Source organism: Sphingomonas sp. DMC8 (assembly GCF_056314185.1).
Window position 1 is genome coordinate 1 of record NZ_JBQUYV010000011.1, and the last position, 15,308, is coordinate 15,308.

Sequence of the window (15,308 nt, forward strand, 5' to 3'; positions counted from 1 at the left end):
TCGATTCGCGCACGCTCGCCGAAAGGGTTGAGACCGGCAACGATCCATGCACCGTTCTTCAGCCCGGTCAGGCTGTCCGGATCCGGACCCTGCACGCCCAGCACGATATCGGCATCGGCCAGCACCGCATCGCGCGCGCCGATGGTCGCACCGGCATCGACATAGCTCTGATCGGCGTAGGAAGCAGCGGCACCGGCACCGGCCTCCACTGCGACGGTCGCCCCCAATGCCGCGAACTTCTTCACGGTTTCGGGAGTCGCGGAAACGCGCCGCTCGCCGGCGGCGGCTTCCTTCAGCACCGCGATCTTCACGTCAGTGCGCGAGCAGCGAGACGACGATGGCGACGACAATGGCCACACCCACCGTGCCCCATTTCATCATCGCGGTGAAACCGTTCCAAGTATCCAGATGGGCCTTGATGTCGGCGGTGTGTTCACCCGTATCAGCCATGGTTCCAATCCCTCTTCCACGGTGCGCCTCGACCAGCGCCTTCTGTTATAACCGCGCCATGCCTGCTCTCAACCTCGGAAACACCACAGTAGCAGCAAGCATCGTCCAACAGGCTTAAGCCGAACTTTACCCCTCTTGTCTATCGAGATGGCCTGATTTGATACAACGGGGACGGATTCGGCATGACGCGCAACGGGCAGCGCCTGCTTCTGCTGATCGATGAAGAGCCGGCACAGCGGCGACTGGTTGCGGCAATTGCGGCGCGGCGCGGCTGGCGCACGCTGTTTGCTGCAGATGCAGAAACAGCGATCGCAACACTCGGTACGCCAGATGGCCTCGCGCTGGACGCGATCATCCTCGACCACCCGGCAACCGACGCCGATGCCGCCAGCCTGATCGCCGATCTGCGCGGGCACCGCCCGCAAATGCCCATCCTGGTTCTCGCCGCCAACGGCTCGGTCGCTGCCGCCGTCAACGCGATGCGCGCGGGCGCCACTGATTTTCTGGTGAAGCCGATCGCATCCGAACGGCTGCTCGCCGCACTGGAAGCCGCCGTCGGCGGTAGCAGCGCGGGGGAGTTGCGTCCGCTCACCGAAAAGCTGGGCGCCAGCCTCGACTTTACTGAGATCGTTGGATCTGCGCCGCAGTTTCGCGCCGCACTGGCAATTGCCGCCAAATCGGCGCGTGCCCGCGTACCGGTGCTGATCGAAGGCGAAAGTGGCGTCGGCAAGGAAGTGGTCGCCGAAGCGATCCACGCCGCATCGCCGCGCAATCGCAAGGAAATGCTGAGCGTCAATTGCGGCGCGATGCCAGCGAATCTGGTGGAATCCGAACTGTTCGGGCATGAAAAGGGTGCGTTCACCGGCGCATTCGACCGCAAGGTCGGCCGTTTTCAGGAAGCCGATGGCAGCACCATCTTCCTCGATGAAGTGGGCGAAATGCCGCTCGATGCACAGGTAAAGCTGCTTCGCGTGCTGCAGACCGGGGAAATCCAGCCGCTCGGTGCACGCCATCCGCGCGAAGTGGATGTGCGGGTGATCGCCGCAAGCAACAAGCCGCTGATCGCAGAAGTCGAAGCGGGACGGTTCCGCGAAGACCTGTATTACCGGCTCAACGTGGTGCAGGTTGCGATTCCACCGCTGCGGGAACGTGCTGGCGATATTCCAGCATTGGCGCGGCACCTGCTCCGCCGGATCGGAAACCAACCGGGCCTGCGCCAGCTGACCATCAGCGAAGACGCGCTGCAACTCCTCGCTGGCTATGACTGGCCCGGCAATGTCCGCCAGCTCCAGAACGCGCTGTTCCGCGCCGCCGTGCTGTGTGACACGGAAGGGCTGACGCGCGAGGATTTTCCGCAGATCGCCCAGCTCGCGCTCGGCCGCCCCGATTCGCCGCTGCCGGGCGCCGGTCCGGCGGCCAATCCGGGCGTCAGCATCTTCCGCCCGGACGGCAATCTGCGCCAGCTCGACGAGATCGAGGCGGATGTGATCCGCCTCGCCATCGGCCACTATCGCGGGCGGATGACCGAAGTGGCGCGCCGGCTGGGCATCGGCCGGTCCACCCTGTACCGCAAGCTGGGCGAATTGGGGATCGACCAGAGCGCCGCCTGAGGCTCAGCGCCCGGTCAGCGCCCCGTCGCGCATCCCGCGCCAGACGCGCAGCGCCTGCACCGTCTCCGCGACATCGTGGACGCGCAGCAATTGCACGCCCAGCTCAGCGCCCTTCAGCGCCAGCGCAAGCGAGCCACCCAGCCGCTGATCGACCGGCGCCTCGTTCGACAGCGCGCCGACGATTCGCTTGCGGCTCGCGCCCAGCAGGATCGGGCAGCCGATGCCATGGAACAGCGCCAGCCCGTTGAGCAGCGCCAGATTGTCCTGCAGCGCCTTGCCGAAGCCGATACCGGGATCGATTAGGATGCGGGCACGATCGACACCGGCGGCGACGACCGCCGCCACGCGCGCCTCAAGCCAGTCATAGATTTCGATCAGCGGATCGGCATAGCCACCACTGCCCTTCGCGCCGCTCTTGGGATCGGCAGCGTGCATCAACACCACCGGGCAGCCGGCGCGCACCACCACATCCAGCGCGCGATCGTCATACAGCAAGGCCGATACGTCGTTGACCAGATGGGCGCCCGCGGCCAGCGCCGCTTCCATCACGGCCGCCTTGCGCGTGTCGATCGAAAGCGCGGCGCCGCTGGCCTTCAGCCGCTCGATCACCGGCACGACGCGCGCAATCTCGTCGCCTTCCCACACCGTCTCGGCACCCGGTCGGGTCGATTCGCCGCCAAAATCGAGCACGGCAGCGCCGGCAATGCTCATGTCCACGCCCGCCTGGGCAGCCGCAGCAGCATCCCCGGCATGTTTGCCGCCGTCGGAAAAGCTGTCGGGCGTCATGTTGAGAATGCCCATCACCAGCGGCTGGTCGAGCCGCAGCGTCCGCTCACCCAACCTAAGCGGCGCGCGGGGGGCCGTGATTCGGGCAGCGATAGGGGCAAGGCGCGGATCGGCCTCAGCCTCCGCAACACTGATCATCCGCTGCGCCACGCGCCTGCCACCCTCGACGGCGATCAGCTCATAGGCGGAGAACCATTGCATGCCCCCCGCCAGCCGCGCCACCGCACCGTCGCGCCCGATAGGCGTATCGACGAACTGGATCGGACGCAGATAGAGGCGGGCGCTAGCGGGCAGATCGGTCATGACACCCTGCTACCGGCCGGCGACACCCCGGGAAAGTGGCTTAGGGTTGCGTGGCGAGCAGATAAGTCTGGCGCAGCGCGTCGATCGGCTTCAGCCCATCCTCCGCCTGATAATGCCAGAAAGTCCAGCCGTTGCAGCTCGGCGCGCCCTGCAGCGTCGCGCCCAGCTTGTGGATAGAGCCGGCTTGGCCGTCGCAGTTGAGCGAACCATCCGCCCCCACGGTCGCACGCCAGCGGCCCTTTAGGTCGCACAGGACCATGCCCGGGGTAAGATAGCCATTCTCGACCAGCTGACCGAATGCCACGCGCGGCGCGGCCTTGGGGGCCTGCATCGTCTGGAGTGCGCTTTCGTCGAGCGGCAAGGCGGCGGCGATGCGCTCCAGCGCCGCCTCGACATAGACCCCCTCGCGATCGATGCCGATCCAGCGCCGGCCAAGGCGCTTGGCCACCGCGCCGGTGGTGCCGGTGCCGAAGAAGGGATCGAGCACCACGTCGCCCGGCTTGGTGCAGGACAGGAGCACGCGGTACAGCAGCGCCTCCGGCTTCTGCGTCGGGTGGACCTTGTGGCCGTTCTTCTTCAGCCGTTCCTGCCCGCTGCAGATCGGGAATTCCCAGTCGCTGCGCATCTGCAGCTCGTCGTTCAGCGTCTTCATCGAGCGGTAGTTGAAGGTGTAGCGTGCCTTCTCGCTCTTCGACGCCCAGATCAGCGTTTCATGCGCGTTGGTGAAGCGCGTGCCCTTGAAATTGGGCATCGGGTTCGCCTTGCGCCAGATGATGTCGTTGAGAATCCAGAAACCCAGGTCCTGGATCGCCGCACCAACCTTGAAGATGTTGTGATAGCTGCCGATCACCCAGATCGTGCCGTCATCCTTCAGGATACGCCGCGCCTGCGCCAGCCATTCGCGGGTGAACTTGTCATAGGCGGCGAGGCTGTCGAACTTGTCCCAATCGTCGGTCACCGCATCGACATGGCTGCCGTCGGGCCGGTTGAGGTCACCGCCAAGCTGCAGGTTGTAGGGCGGGTCCGCAAAGATCATGTCGATGCATTTGTCGGGCAGGCTACGCATCGCCTCAATGCAGTCCTGGCGCAGGATCGTGTCGAGCGGCAGCACGGCAGGCGCCTTCGCCGCCGCCCGCACCCCGGCGCGATTAACCTTCTCCAGTACACCCATGCCTTACACCCCTGTTCTCAAGGCGCGCGTTTTCGCGGTGCACGGACTCCGCCGTCAAGCAGACTTTGGTTAACGCGGATTCCGTATCAAACCGTTAACCCTGCGGAACATTCCGGCACCCGCCAGATATTGAGTCAAGAAGTTATCCACAGGCGCAAGCACTGGTAGTGTGGCAAAAAAGACTCAATCGGCGAATTTCGCAGCCTGTGGATAAGCTGGAACGTTTCGCCAACCCGGGCGAGCGCTCAACCGATCGCAATCGCGTCGCCGCCCAGCGCCACGCACGCCGCCAGCCGCGCCCGCGCCTGCAGGAACAGCCCGAGTTCGTAGAGCGCCTGCGCCTCGCGGCCGAGCAGTTCGATCTCGTCGCCAAAGCGGATGCGGCCGGCAACGCACAGCGCCACGCGGACTTCGGCCGAGGTGCCCGTCGCCGCAATCGCAGCGATAAAGGCCTCGCGGTCAGAAGCATCGGCCAGCATGTCCGACGGCAGCCGGCATGCCAGCGCCCGTTCGCGCCACGGCGCGACATTGCCCAGTTCGGCATAATCGCTGCCCAGCACCGGGTCGCGCAGCGTTTCGAGAAAGGCGAGGTGGAGCGGATGGAGCGGATCGGTCAGCGCCGCACCGTCATCGAAACCGAAGCGCGCCGGGGCGAGGCCGCGCGACTGGGCATAGCGGACCAGCGCGGCCATTTCGTGGAAATTGGCGGGGCCGACGACTGCCTCGCGCATCAGTTCGGCCATTACGGGATCGTAGAATGGCACTTGCTGCGCCGCTTCGGTGAAGCCCTGCGTCGTGCGTCCGCCCATAAATGCCATGCCCGCATCTCCTCCTGTCGTTCTGACATTGTAGAGGCGCCGCGGCGCCTGCGGGTGTGACTAGGCAAAATTTGCCGGGTGTGGGCTTATTCCGCCGCCGACACGATCGGTCCGAAGTCCAGTTCGGCCTGGGCAACCGGCGCAAAACTCCGGCGGTGATGCGGCGTCGGGCCCAGCCGGCGCAGCGCCTCCTGATGCACCTTGGCAGCATAGCCCTTGTTCGATGCCCAGCCATAGCCCGGATAGACCGCATCCAGCTCCGCCATCATGCAATCGCGCTGATGCTTGGCGACGATCGATGCCGCCGCAATCGACAGGCATAGCGCATCGCCGCCCACCACCGCCTGGCTGCGGTGCGCCCAGTCGGGGCAGCGATTGCCGTCGACCAGCACGAAAGCGGGGGGAAAGCCCAGCGCCGCCACTGCCCGCGTCATCGCCAGCATCGTCGCCCACAGGATGTTGAGCTGGTCGATCTCGGCGACGCTGGCGACGCCAACGCCCACCTTCGCGCAGCGGAGCAGTTCGGCGCACAGCTTTTCCCGGCGTGCCGCCGTAAGCGCCTTCGAATCGTCGATACCGTCCGGAATGCAATCGGGGTCGAGCACCACCGCCGCCGCCACGACGGGGCCAGCAAGCGGGCCACGCCCGGCCTCGTCCACCCCGACGACCGGGCCGGCGTGGAGCTGGAAATAGCGGGTTTCGTAGGAAAGGTCAGGCATCGTCCGCGATGCGCCATGGCGGAAAGCGGCGCATTTCGCCAGCCTGATAGAGACGGATCGCGTTGCCGGCGGGATCGCGCAGCCGCGCCTCGCGCCAGCCCCATTTCTCGTCCCTGGGCTCCTGTTCGAATACGAAGCCCTGCTGCTGGAGATAGGCGACAGTAACGTCGAGATCGCCGCATTCGAAATAGACGACCGGCGCAGTGTAATGCTCGTCGGTGGCGATCGAGAAGGTTGCCCCGCCCTCAGTTTCAAACCGGGCATAGCGTGGCGAGGCGCGCACCACCTGGCGCAGACCGAGCAGGCGATAGAAGCGCTCACTCGCCGCCAGATCCTTCGCCGGCACTGTCACCTGATTCAGCATCGGCTCGAAAAAGCTCATATTGAGGTCGAGCCGCACCGCCTGCTGCGCCATGGGGCCATGGCCGCGCCCCAGCCCCGCCGCCTCGCGCATCGCAATCCGGACAAAGCGGCGCGCGCGGCTGACCGCTTCGGGCAAATCCCATTCGCTGGCGAGCCCGGTGGCAATCGCCGAGGCGAGCGTACAGCCGGTGCCATGGTCGCTATCGCCCTCGATCCGCGGATCGCGCCATTCGATCCGCGGCGGGTCTTCCGGGTCAGCCGAATAGAGCGTGTCGACTACTTCGGCGCCCTCGCCGTGCCCGCCCTTGACCAGCACGGCGCAGCGATGCGTGGTGACGATATCCTCGGGATCGCGCCCCAGCGCCGCCAGTTCGGGCAGGTTGGGCGTCACCACCGTCGCCCGGTCCATCAGCCGCTCGAACGCCGCGACCGTGGCATCATCGGCCAGCGTCGCGCCGCTGGTCGCCACCATCACCGGATCGAACACGACCGGAATGCCCGGCAACTCGGCCAGCTTTTCCGCCACCGCCACCGCCGTGCGAGCAGAGCCGATCATGCCGATCTTCACCGCATCGACGCCAAGATCGGCGATCACCGAATCGATCTGCGCCAGCACCATGTCGGTCGGCACCGGGTGTACCGCCTGCACGCCCAGCGTGTTTTGCGCCGTAATCGCCGTGATCGCGGTCATCGCATGGCCGCCCAGCATGGTGACCGTCTTGATATCGGCCTGGATGCCGGCGCCACCACCGGAATCGGAGCCCGCGATGATCAGGATACGCGGCGTGGTCATGGTTCAGTTGCCGGCGAAGTTTAGGAAGTTTAGGCAAGTGAAGTTTTTTGCACCTTGTCTGCGCGCCATCCGCACGCCCCCGCACACTGGCGGGTCTGGCGTGACGAAGCGGCCCTGGGCAAGCATCCTCAACATGGTGCCCTGTGTGGCACAAAGCGCCCCCTGTAGGACAGACCCTAACCGCGGAATCGTCGCTCGGTCGCGGCAGGATGCCGCTTCAGGGCCTGGCCCACCCGCGCCGGTCGATCGAGCAGTTCGCCGCCGCAATTAGGGCAGCGTTCGTCGAGCGCATCGGCACAGTCGGCGCAGAAGGTGCACTCGAACGAGCAAATGAAGGCGCCGCCCTCGTCCGCCGGCAGATCCGTGCCGCACTTCTCGCAATCGGGCCGCATTTCCAGCATGGCCTATCCACCTCCTAGCCCCTCCCCCGACCCCTCCCGCTTGCGGGAGGGGTCGGGGGAGGGGCTGGGCGGCCTGTGGGAAGGCGCCGAATTTGAAGCCTCCACGTCATCCCCTCCCCTAACCCCTCCCGCGAGCGGGAGGGGAATGCGACATCCTTACCCCGCCGCCACGCGCACCGCTTCGCAAATCCGGTCGACCACTGTTTCAACCTGGTTCCGATCGTCCCCTTCGGCCATCACCCGGATCACCGGTTCGGTCCCCGATGCGCGGATCACCAGCCGGCCGCGTCCCTTCAGCTCGGCCTCGGCAGCAGCGATCACATCCTTCACCGCCGCATCCTCGAGCGGCTTGCCGCCGGCAAAGCGGACGTTTTTCAAAAGCTGCGGCAGCGGATCGAAACGGTGGAGCACCTCGCTGGCCGGTGCACCGGCGCGGACGACCTCCGCCAGCACCTGCAACGCGGCGACCAGCCCGTCGCCGGTTGTCGCATAGTCGGACAGGATGATGTGCCCGCTCTGCTCGCCGCCGACATTATAGCCCGAGCCACGCATCTTCTCGAGCACATAGCGGTCGCCCACCTTGGTGCGCACCAGCCCCAGACCCTGCGCGGCGAGATGCCGTTCGAGGCCCAGGTTCGACATCACCGTCGCCACCAGACCGCCCCCAGCCAGCTTGCCCTGCCGCGCCCAGCCGGTGGCAATCAGCGCCATTAGCTGGTCGCCGTCGATCACCGTGCCGGTTTCATCGACCACGATCAGCCGGTCGGCATCGCCGTCGAGCGCAATGCCGATCGCCGCGCCCGAGGCGACCACCGTCTCGCACAGGGTTTGCGGCGCCGTCGAACCCACACGATCGTTGATGTTCTTGCCATTGGGGCTGACGCCGATCGAAATCACTTCGGCGCCCAGTTCCCACAGCGCGGAAGGCGCCACCTGATAGGCGGCGCCATTGGCGCAATCGACCACCACTTTCAGCCCGTCGAGCGTGAGGTTCGACGGGAAGGTCGACTTGGCGAAGTGGATGTAGCGGCCGCGCGCGTCCTCGACGCGGCGGGCACGGCCGATATCGGCGGGATCGGCCAGCGGCACTTCGCCGTCGATCAGCGCCTCGATCGCTTCCTCATCGGCGTCGGACAGCTTGAACCCGTCGGGCCCGAACAATTTGATGCCGTTATCGGCATAGGGATTGTGGCTGGCGGAAATCATCACGCCCAGATCCGCACGCATCGAATGGGTGAGCATGGCCACGGCCGGCGTGGGCATCGGCCCCACCAGCACCACGTCCATGCCGACGCTGGTGAAGCCCGCGACCATCGCGTTTTCCAGCATATAGCCCGAAAGCCTGGTGTCCTTGCCGATCACCACACGGTGCCGGTGATCACCGCGCCGAAAATGCGCGCCAGCCGCCATGCCGACCTTCATCGCCATTGCTGCCGTCATCGGCGCCGTGTTGGTGGCGCCGCGAATTCCGTCCGTACCGAAATATTTTCTTGCCATGGCTCAGGTTCTCGCGCCCTTGTCGCATACTGTCGGCGCCGTGATAGCGGCGAAAGAACCAAAGGGCGAGCATGTCGCAACCAACTCGTATTCTTCTTTCCCTTCTGGCCGGGCTGATCGTCGGCGCGGTGCTCGCGGCATGGGCACCGCAGGCGGGGCTGACCGCTGCGGCATGGGCGCAACCGGTCGGACAGGCGTGGCTGAACGGGCTGCAGATGACGATCGTACCGCTGGTCGTCGCGCTGCTGATCACCGGCGTGACCGCCACGGCAGAGGCGGCGCAGGCCGGGCGGCTCGCCGGGCGGGCGATCGCAATGTATGTGGTGCTGCTGTTCCTGTCGGCCGCCGCGGCTGCGCTGCTGACGCCCTTGTTCCTGAAAATCGCGCCGCTGCCGCAGGAATCTGCCGCGAGCCTGCGCGCAGCCCTGGCCGGCGCCGAAAAGGTCGGCCCCGCCCCGCCGCTCGGCGAATTTCTGGCGGCGATCATCCCCGCGAACATCGTCAAGGCCGCGGCGGAGAACGCCTTTCTGTCGCTTATCATCTTCTCGCTGATCTTCGCCTTCGCGATCACGCGGGTGGGTGCCGAGGCGCGGGCGCTGCTCACCAGCTTCTTCGTCGCCATCCGCGACGTGATGCTGGTGGTGATCGAATGGGTGCTGTGGGTCGGCCCGGTCGGCGTATTCGCGCTGGCGCTGGTGGTAGGCGCCAAGGCCGGCACCGGCGCGTTCGGCGCGCTGATCCACTATATCCTGACCGTCGCCAGCGTCGGCCTGGCAGTGACGCTGTTCGCCTATCCGGCGGCAGTGATCGGCGGCCGCATTGGCCTGGGCCGATATATCCGTGCTGCACTACCCAGTCAGGCAGTGGCGCTCAGCACCCAGTCCTCGCTCGCCACCCTGCCGGTGATGATCGAGGGCTCGGCCGAAATCGGCGTGCCCGTGGCGGTATCGGGCGTGACGATGCCGCTGGCGGTCGCGATCTTCCGCGCAACCGGCCCGGCGATGAACTTCGCGGTCGCCATCTATGTCGCCCAGTGGTTCGGCGTGCCGCTCAACCCCGCCACCATGGCTGTCGGCGCCGTGGTGGCGACGCTGACCTCGCTGGGATCGGTCAGCCTGCCGGGCACGGTGAGCTATATCAGCGCGATCTCTCCCGTTGCCGCGACGATCGGCGCACCGATTGCGCCGCTGGGCCTGCTGGTCGCGGTGGAGACGTTGCCCGACATCATGCGGACGGTGGGCAATGTCACCTGGGACATCGCCACCACCGCCTGGCTGTCCCGCGGCGCCGGCAAGGTGCCGCACAGCAGCGGCGACGACCTGCTGGAACATATGGGATAGGCGGCACCGACCGTTACGGGCTGGTGCTATTTCAGCAGCACCAGCTCCTCGGCCATGGTCGGGTGGAGCGCGATAGTGGCGTCGAACGCTTCCTTGGTCAGCCCCGCCTTCACGGCGATCGCCGCAGCCTGGAGGATTTCCGGCGCATCGGGGCCGATCATGTGCAATCCCACCACGCGCCCGGTCACGCCGTCACACACCATCTTGTACAGGGCGCGCTCATGCCGCCCCGCGAGCACATTCTTCATCGCCCGGAAGTCGGACGTATAGACCTTGACCGAGCCCAGCTTGTTGCGCGCCTCGGTCTCGGTCATGCCCACGGCAGCGATCGGCGGATGGCTGAACACCGCATTGGGCACATTGGTATAATCGACTTGATGCGGCTTGCCGCCGAAAAGCGTGTCGGCAAAGGCCTGGCCCTCGCGGATCGCCACCGGGGTCAGCTGGATGCGGTTGGTGACATCGCCGACCGCATAGATGCTGTCGACCGAGCTGCGATTGTCGGCATCGACCTTCACCGCGCCCTTGTCGTCCAGTTCCACGCCGACCTGCTCCAGCCCCAGCCCGTTGCTGTTGGGGATGCGGCCGGTGGCGAACAACACGCAATCGACTTCGATCGGCGCATGGTTGGTCATCGACACCAGCAGGCTGCCATCGGCCTGCTTCTCGATCTTCTCGAACTCGGCGAAGAAACGGAAATCGATACCCTTGGTCATCGAAATCTGCAGCAGCCGGTCGCGCACCTGCATGTCATAGCCGCGCAGGATCACATCGGTGCGGTTGACCAAAGTCACCTTCGACCCGAACTCGTTGAAGATGCCGGCGAATTCATTGGCGATATAGCCGCCGCCGGCGATCAGCACACGCTTGGGGAGTGTTTCGAGATGGAAGACCTCGTTCGAGGTGATGCCATGCTCGCAGCCGGGGAATTGCGGCACATGCGGGTGCGCGCCGGTGGCGATCAGGATCGTCTTGGCGCTGACCTTCCGCCCGCTCGCCAGCGTCACTTCGTGCGGGCCAGTGACGGTGGCGCGTTCGTGGATGATCTCGACGCCATTATTCTCCAGCCCCTGGGTGTAGAGGCCGTTCAGGCGATCGACATCGGCCAGCACATTGTCGCGCAGCGTCGGCCAGTCGAAATGGCAATCCGGCACGTCCCAACCGAATCGGCGCGCGTCCTTCAGATCCTCGGCAAAATGCGCGCCGAAGATCAGCAGCTTCTTGGGCACGCAACCGCGGATCACGCAGGTGCCGCCGACCCGGTACTCCTCCGCCACCGCGACCTTGGCGCCGTACGCCGCCGACATGCGCGAGGCGCGCGTGCCGCCCGAACCCGCGCCGATCACGAACAGGTCGAAGTCATAGTCGGACATGAGTCACTCCGGAGGGGTTCAGCGCGAGGCAGGAGAAAGATTTGCAGCAAAGATAGGGTGTCGGCCGACAAAACAATAGCGCTGCCCTCGCAGCCATCGCTCCCCTTCCGCTTGCGGGAGGGGTCGGGGGAGGGGATGGTCTTGTCGCGCGGGAAGCCGTTGTAGCGAGAGCCTCCACGCCGGTCCCTCCCCTAGCCCCTCCCGCGAGCGGGAGGGGAACGGCACTTACCGCTTGCGGACGAACTCCGCACGCAGGACGAGGCCCTTGATGCCGTCGAACTTGCAGTCGATTTCCTGCGCGTCGCCGGTCAGACGGATCGACTTGATCAGCGTGCCGCGCTTCAGCGTCTGGCCCGCGCCCTTTACCGTCAGATCCTTGATCAGCGTCACCTGGTCGCCGTCCTGGAGCAGGTTGCCGACCGAGTCGCGCACCTCGACCACGTCCGCCGCTGCGGCCTTGGCAGCGGCCTCGGCGGCGGGGATCCATTCCCCGCTCGCCTCGTCATACACATATTCTTCGTCGCTCATGCGCCAAATGCCCTTTGAATCAGATCGTTGGTCGACGGGTCGAAATCGAGCCCGCCCTTGTCGGCCGCCTTGGCCATTTCCTTGCCCAGCTCGACGCCGAACTGGTCGAACGGGTTGATGCCGAGCAGCACCGCGTTCACGAAAGTGCGGTGCTCGTAAAAGGCGATCAGCGCGCCCAGTGTGCGCGGTTCCAGCGCGTCGAGCAGCAGGGTCGAGCTCGGACGGTCGCCCGGATAGGCGCGCGCCGGATCGTCATGCCCCTTGCCCGCCATCAGCGCCGCCCCTTGCGCGAACATGTTGAGCAGCAACTGGCGGTGATGCGCCTCGGCCAGCGCATCACCGGCCTCGATCACACCGACGAACTCGACCGGCACCAGCCGCGTGCCCTGATGGAGCAGCTGGAACACCGCATGCTGCGCGTCGGTGCCCACCCCGCCCCAGGTGATCGGCGCAGTCGGCCAGGTCACCACTTCGCCCTCGGCGGTAACGCGCTTGCCGTTCGATTCCATCTCGAGCTGCTGGAGATAGCTGGGCAGCAGCCGTAGCCGCTCGTCATAGGCGAAAGTCGCACGAGTCTCGCAGCCGCGCGCCTGCGTGTAATAGAGGTCGGCAAATGCCGCGAGCGCGGGGGCATTGCCGGTCAGTTCGGTCAGGCGGAAATGGCGATCCATTTCGGCGGCGCCTTCCAGCAATTCCTCGAACGCTTCCCAGCCCAGCGCCAGTGCCGCCGGAAAGCCGATCGACGACCAGAGCGAATAGCGGCCGCCAACGCTTTCGAAGAAGGGCAGCACGCGGGTTTCATCGACGCCCCACTCCACCGCCCGCTCGGGCGCGGCAGTGAGTGCGACGACGCGGCCATAGGGATCAGCCACCCCGCCCTCGGCCATCCACGCCAGCGCGCTTTCTGCGTTCAGCATCGTCTCGGTCGTCGTGAAGGTCTTGCTGGCGATCGCCAGGATCGTCGCCTGCGGATCAAAGCGCTTCATCGCTTCTTCCAGCGCCACACCATCGACATTGGAGACGATCGCCACGTCATAGCGGTCGGCATCGCGGCCCAGCGCATCGACCAGCAGGTCCGGCCCCAGCGCGGAGCCGCCGATGCCGACATGCAGGATGTGCCGCACCGGCCCCAGCGCCTCGGCCTCGATCGCGTCGATCAGCGCGCGCATCCGGGCGTGCTGGCTGCGGGCGCGCGCAACGCTGTCTGGCGCGCCTTCATAGCGTTCGGCGGTGTGTTCGGCAGCGCGGCCCTCGGTGACGTTGATCGCCTCGCCCGCGAACAGCGCGTCGCGCTTCGCGGCAAGGCCCATCCGGTCGGCCAGCGCGGCGAAGGCGGCCAGCGCCTCGCCGGTCAGGTGCGTCTTCGACCAGTCGAAATGGATGCCGGCGACATCGACGCTCAGCCGCGACAGCCGGTCGGCGTCGGCGGCGAAAAGCTGCGTGAGCGTCGCATGCGGAAGGGATTGGATCGGCGTCCAGTCTGGCAAGGCCATATTCATCTCCATGGTGGCACGTCCCCCTATCGTCCCAATCCTGCCGGGGCCAGCCTCATTCATCGGCTTGACCTCACCGCCCGGCGCTAGCAGAGCATAGCCCATGGAAACGCCTTCCTCCGCCGAAACCGCAGCTCCCGCCCCGGCTGGTGCCGCCGCGCCTGCATCGCCGACCGCAAAGCCCGAAAAGCCAAAGTCGGAATGGCGCGATCTCGCGACCTTTCTGCTGAAGCTGGCGCTGATCGTGTTCGTGGTGCGCAGCTTCATCTTCTCGCCGTTCAGCATCCCCAGCGAGTCGATGCTGCCGCGGCTGCTGATCGGCGACTATCTGTTCATCACCAAATGGAACTACGGCTATTCGAAGCACTCGCTGCCGTGGAGCCTGCCGCTGATCCCGGGCCGCATCTTCCCCGGGACGCCCGCGCGCGGCGACGTGGTGGTGTTCAAGGCGCCCAATCACAATGGCGAGGACTGGATCAAGCGTGTGATCGGCCTGCCCGGCGACACGGTGCAGATGGTCCATGGCCAGGTGATCCTGAACGGCAAGCCGGTGCCCAAGCAGCGCATCGCCGACTTCATGCTGCCGATCACCCCCAATTTCGTGAACTGCCCGACCCGCTTCCAGACCGCGGACGACAAGGGCAATCCGGTGTGCCGCATCCCGCAGTTCCGCGAGACGCTGCCGAGCGGCAAGCAATATAATGTGCTCGACCAGGATACGCTGCCGCAGGACGACACCGATGTGTACACGGTGCCCGCCGGCCATGTGTTCCTGATGGGCGACAACCGCGACAATTCCACCGACAGCCGCTTCCCGCAGCCGCCCAACGGCAACGGCATCGGCTTCGTGCCGCTCGAGAATATCGAGGGCAAGGCAGTGGTGAACTTCTGGTCCACCGACGGCAGCGCCAACTGGTTCCTGCCCTGGACCTGGTTCACGGCAGCGCGCTGGAGCCGGATCGGAGAAGGCTTCTGAGCGTGCCCGATCTGGGCGGCTGGGTCGCTGCGACCTTCGGCCGCCCGGCGCAGGACCTCGCCGCTTTCGAGCGGGCGCTGACCCATGGCAGCCAGGCGGCGGGCAATTACCAGCGTCTGGAATTTCTGGGTGATCGCGTGCTGGGGCTGGTAATCGCCGAGTGGCTGTTCGAGCGCTTTCCGGACGAACCCGAAGGGGCGCTGTCGCGGCGGCTGAACGCGCTGGTGACCGGGCCGGTCTGCGCCGATGTCGCGCGCGCGCTGGGCGTGGTGCCCTATCTGAAGCTCGGCAAGCAGGCGCGCGACGACGGCGCCGCCGACAGCGACAATGTGCTGGGCGACGTGATGGAGGCGCTGATCGGCGCCTTCTACCGCGAAGCCGGGCTCGATGCCGCGCGTGGCTTTGTCCGCCGCATCTGGGGCGACCGGATCGACGCCCATGCCAAGGCACCCAAGCACCCGAAATCGGCGCTGCAGGAATGGGCCGCCGCGCGCAACCGGCGCCCGCCCGAATATGAAGTGGTCGACCGCTCTGGGCCCAACCACGCGCCGCGCTTCACGGTGAAGGTGTCGATCGGCAAGCTTGCCGAAGCCAGCGCCGAGGGCAGCAACAAGCAGGAAGCCGAAACCGCCGCCGCCGCCGCGCTGCTGGCGAAGCTGGGCGGGTGAGAGCCAGCGCGCCCCTCGC

At 66.3% G+C, this 15,308-nt stretch carries 15 protein-coding genes and 1 pseudogene; 4 read left to right on the plus strand and 12 right to left on the minus strand.

Annotated features, from left to right (window positions below; translation table 11 throughout):
* Nucleotides 1-311 (minus strand): annotated as a pseudogene (locus ACT53K_RS18220) (NAD(P)(+) transhydrogenase (Re/Si-specific) subunit alpha); the annotation flags it as partial.
* Between the two features lies 1 nt (nucleotide 312).
* Nucleotides 313-450: an aa3-type cytochrome c oxidase subunit IV gene (locus tag ACT53K_RS18225; RefSeq protein ID WP_476230183.1), complete on the minus strand. Its 138-nt coding sequence runs from the start codon at nucleotides 448-450 to the stop codon at nucleotides 313-315.
* A gap of 182 nt (nucleotides 451-632) precedes the next feature.
* On the opposite strand from ACT53K_RS18225, the gene ACT53K_RS18230 reads away from it, so the two are divergent.
* Nucleotides 633-2,060, plus strand: coding sequence for a sigma-54-dependent transcriptional regulator (locus ACT53K_RS18230; protein WP_476230185.1), 1,428 nt, complete (start codon nucleotides 633-635; stop codon nucleotides 2,058-2,060).
* 3 nt (nucleotides 2,061-2,063) lie between these two features.
* Here ACT53K_RS18230 and folP read toward each other — a convergent pair whose 3' ends face one another.
* The 7 genes from folP to glmM all read right to left on the minus strand — a co-directional run bounded on the left by folP (nucleotide 2,064) and on the right by glmM (nucleotide 8,911).
* On the minus strand, nucleotides 2,064-3,149 hold the full coding sequence (gene folP, locus ACT53K_RS18235) for a dihydropteroate synthase (RefSeq protein WP_476230186.1): 1,086 nt from the start codon (nucleotides 3,147-3,149) through the stop codon (nucleotides 2,064-2,066).
* 40 nt (nucleotides 3,150-3,189) lie between these two features.
* The gene (locus tag ACT53K_RS18240) at nucleotides 3,190-4,320 is read right to left on the minus strand and encodes a DNA methyltransferase (RefSeq protein ID WP_476230187.1); all 1,131 of its coding nucleotides are present in this window, start codon (nucleotides 4,318-4,320) and stop codon (nucleotides 3,190-3,192) included.
* A 245-nt stretch (nucleotides 4,321-4,565) separates the two neighbouring features.
* Nucleotides 4,566-5,138: a hypothetical protein gene (locus tag ACT53K_RS18245; protein ID WP_476230188.1), complete on the minus strand. Its 573-nt coding sequence runs from the start codon at nucleotides 5,136-5,138 to the stop codon at nucleotides 4,566-4,568.
* Nucleotides 5,139-5,224: 86 nt separating this feature from the next.
* Nucleotides 5,225-5,857: a ribonuclease HII gene (locus ACT53K_RS18250; RefSeq protein ID WP_476230189.1), complete on the minus strand. Its 633-nt coding sequence runs from the start codon at nucleotides 5,855-5,857 to the stop codon at nucleotides 5,225-5,227.
* Nucleotides 5,850-7,013: a bifunctional hydroxymethylpyrimidine kinase/phosphomethylpyrimidine kinase gene (gene thiD / locus ACT53K_RS18255; protein ID WP_476230191.1), complete on the minus strand. Its 1,164-nt coding sequence runs from the start codon at nucleotides 7,011-7,013 to the stop codon at nucleotides 5,850-5,852. The genes ACT53K_RS18250 and thiD overlap by 8 nt, the downstream gene beginning before the upstream one ends.
* A gap of 176 nt (nucleotides 7,014-7,189) precedes the next feature.
* Entirely contained in the window at nucleotides 7,190-7,414 is a 225-nt protein-coding gene (locus ACT53K_RS18260; RefSeq protein ID WP_476230192.1) for a DUF1272 domain-containing protein, read from the minus strand.
* A 156-nt stretch (nucleotides 7,415-7,570) separates the two neighbouring features.
* A complete protein-coding gene (glmM, locus tag ACT53K_RS18265; protein WP_476230194.1) occupies nucleotides 7,571-8,911 on the minus strand; it encodes a phosphoglucosamine mutase in 1,341 nt (446 codons plus the stop codon).
* Between the two features lie 71 nt (nucleotides 8,912-8,982).
* On the opposite strand from glmM, the gene ACT53K_RS18270 reads away from it, so the two are divergent.
* Nucleotides 8,983-10,251 (plus strand): dicarboxylate/amino acid:cation symporter, encoded by a 1,269-nt coding sequence (locus ACT53K_RS18270; protein ID WP_476230195.1) that lies wholly within the window; start codon nucleotides 8,983-8,985, stop codon nucleotides 10,249-10,251.
* A gap of 26 nt (nucleotides 10,252-10,277) precedes the next feature.
* Here ACT53K_RS18270 and gorA read toward each other — a convergent pair whose 3' ends face one another.
* The 3 genes from gorA to pgi form a co-directional block, all read right to left on the minus strand.
* A complete protein-coding gene (gorA, locus tag ACT53K_RS18275) occupies nucleotides 10,278-11,624 on the minus strand; it encodes a glutathione-disulfide reductase (RefSeq protein WP_476230196.1) in 1,347 nt (448 codons plus the stop codon).
* A gap of 225 nt (nucleotides 11,625-11,849) precedes the next feature.
* Nucleotides 11,850-12,152 carry an alkylphosphonate utilization protein gene (locus ACT53K_RS18280; protein ID WP_476230197.1) on the minus strand — a complete coding sequence of 101 codons (303 nt, stop codon included), beginning with the start codon at nucleotides 12,150-12,152 and terminating at the stop codon, nucleotides 11,850-11,852.
* Entirely contained in the window at nucleotides 12,149-13,645 is a 1,497-nt protein-coding gene (pgi, locus tag ACT53K_RS18285; protein ID WP_476230198.1) for a glucose-6-phosphate isomerase, read from the minus strand. The genes ACT53K_RS18280 and pgi overlap by 4 nt, the downstream gene beginning before the upstream one ends.
* Before the next feature lie 103 nt (nucleotides 13,646-13,748).
* Between pgi and lepB the strand changes: the two genes are divergently transcribed.
* Nucleotides 13,749-14,621, plus strand: coding sequence for a signal peptidase I (lepB, locus tag ACT53K_RS18290; protein ID WP_476230200.1), 873 nt, complete (start codon nucleotides 13,749-13,751; stop codon nucleotides 14,619-14,621).
* A 2-nt stretch (nucleotides 14,622-14,623) separates the two neighbouring features.
* Entirely contained in the window at nucleotides 14,624-15,289 is a 666-nt protein-coding gene (gene rnc, locus ACT53K_RS18295; protein ID WP_476230202.1) for a ribonuclease III, read from the plus strand.
* The last annotated feature ends 19 nt before the right edge of the window (nucleotides 15,290-15,308 follow it).

What these genes read in the sequence shown, in the direction of transcription:
- thiD (WP_476230191.1), bottom strand. Translation starts at nt 7,013, where the DNA reads ATGACCACGCCGCGTATCCTGATCATCGCGGGCTCCGATTCCGGTGGT.
- ACT53K_RS18240 (WP_476230187.1), bottom strand. Translation starts at nt 4,320, where the DNA reads ATGGGTGTACTGGAGAAGGTTAATCGCGCCGGGGTGCGGGCGGCGGCG.
- ACT53K_RS18230 (WP_476230185.1), top strand. Translation starts at nt 633, where the DNA reads ATGACGCGCAACGGGCAGCGCCTGCTTCTGCTGATCGATGAAGAGCCG.
- ACT53K_RS18270 (WP_476230195.1), top strand. Translation starts at nt 8,983, where the DNA reads ATGTCGCAACCAACTCGTATTCTTCTTTCCCTTCTGGCCGGGCTGATC.
- ACT53K_RS18250 (WP_476230189.1), bottom strand. Translation starts at nt 5,857, where the DNA reads ATGCCTGACCTTTCCTACGAAACCCGCTATTTCCAGCTCCACGCCGGC.
- glmM (WP_476230194.1), bottom strand. Translation starts at nt 8,911, where the DNA reads ATGGCAAGAAAATATTTCGGTACGGACGGAATTCGCGGCGCCACCAAC.
- ACT53K_RS18260 (WP_476230192.1), bottom strand. Translation starts at nt 7,414, where the DNA reads ATGCTGGAAATGCGGCCCGATTGCGAGAAGTGCGGCACGGATCTGCCG.
- folP (WP_476230186.1), bottom strand. Translation starts at nt 3,149, where the DNA reads ATGACCGATCTGCCCGCTAGCGCCCGCCTCTATCTGCGTCCGATCCAG.
- ACT53K_RS18280 (WP_476230197.1), bottom strand. Translation starts at nt 12,152, where the DNA reads ATGAGCGACGAAGAATATGTGTATGACGAGGCGAGCGGGGAATGGATC.
- gorA (WP_476230196.1), bottom strand. Translation starts at nt 11,624, where the DNA reads ATGTCCGACTATGACTTCGACCTGTTCGTGATCGGCGCGGGTTCGGGC.
- ACT53K_RS18245 (WP_476230188.1), bottom strand. Translation starts at nt 5,138, where the DNA reads ATGGCATTTATGGGCGGACGCACGACGCAGGGCTTCACCGAAGCGGCG.
- ACT53K_RS18225 (WP_476230183.1), bottom strand. Translation starts at nt 450, where the DNA reads ATGGCTGATACGGGTGAACACACCGCCGACATCAAGGCCCATCTGGAT.
- lepB (WP_476230200.1), top strand. Translation starts at nt 13,749, where the DNA reads ATGGAAACGCCTTCCTCCGCCGAAACCGCAGCTCCCGCCCCGGCTGGT.
- pgi (WP_476230198.1), bottom strand. Translation starts at nt 13,645, where the DNA reads ATGGCCTTGCCAGACTGGACGCCGATCCAATCCCTTCCGCATGCGACG.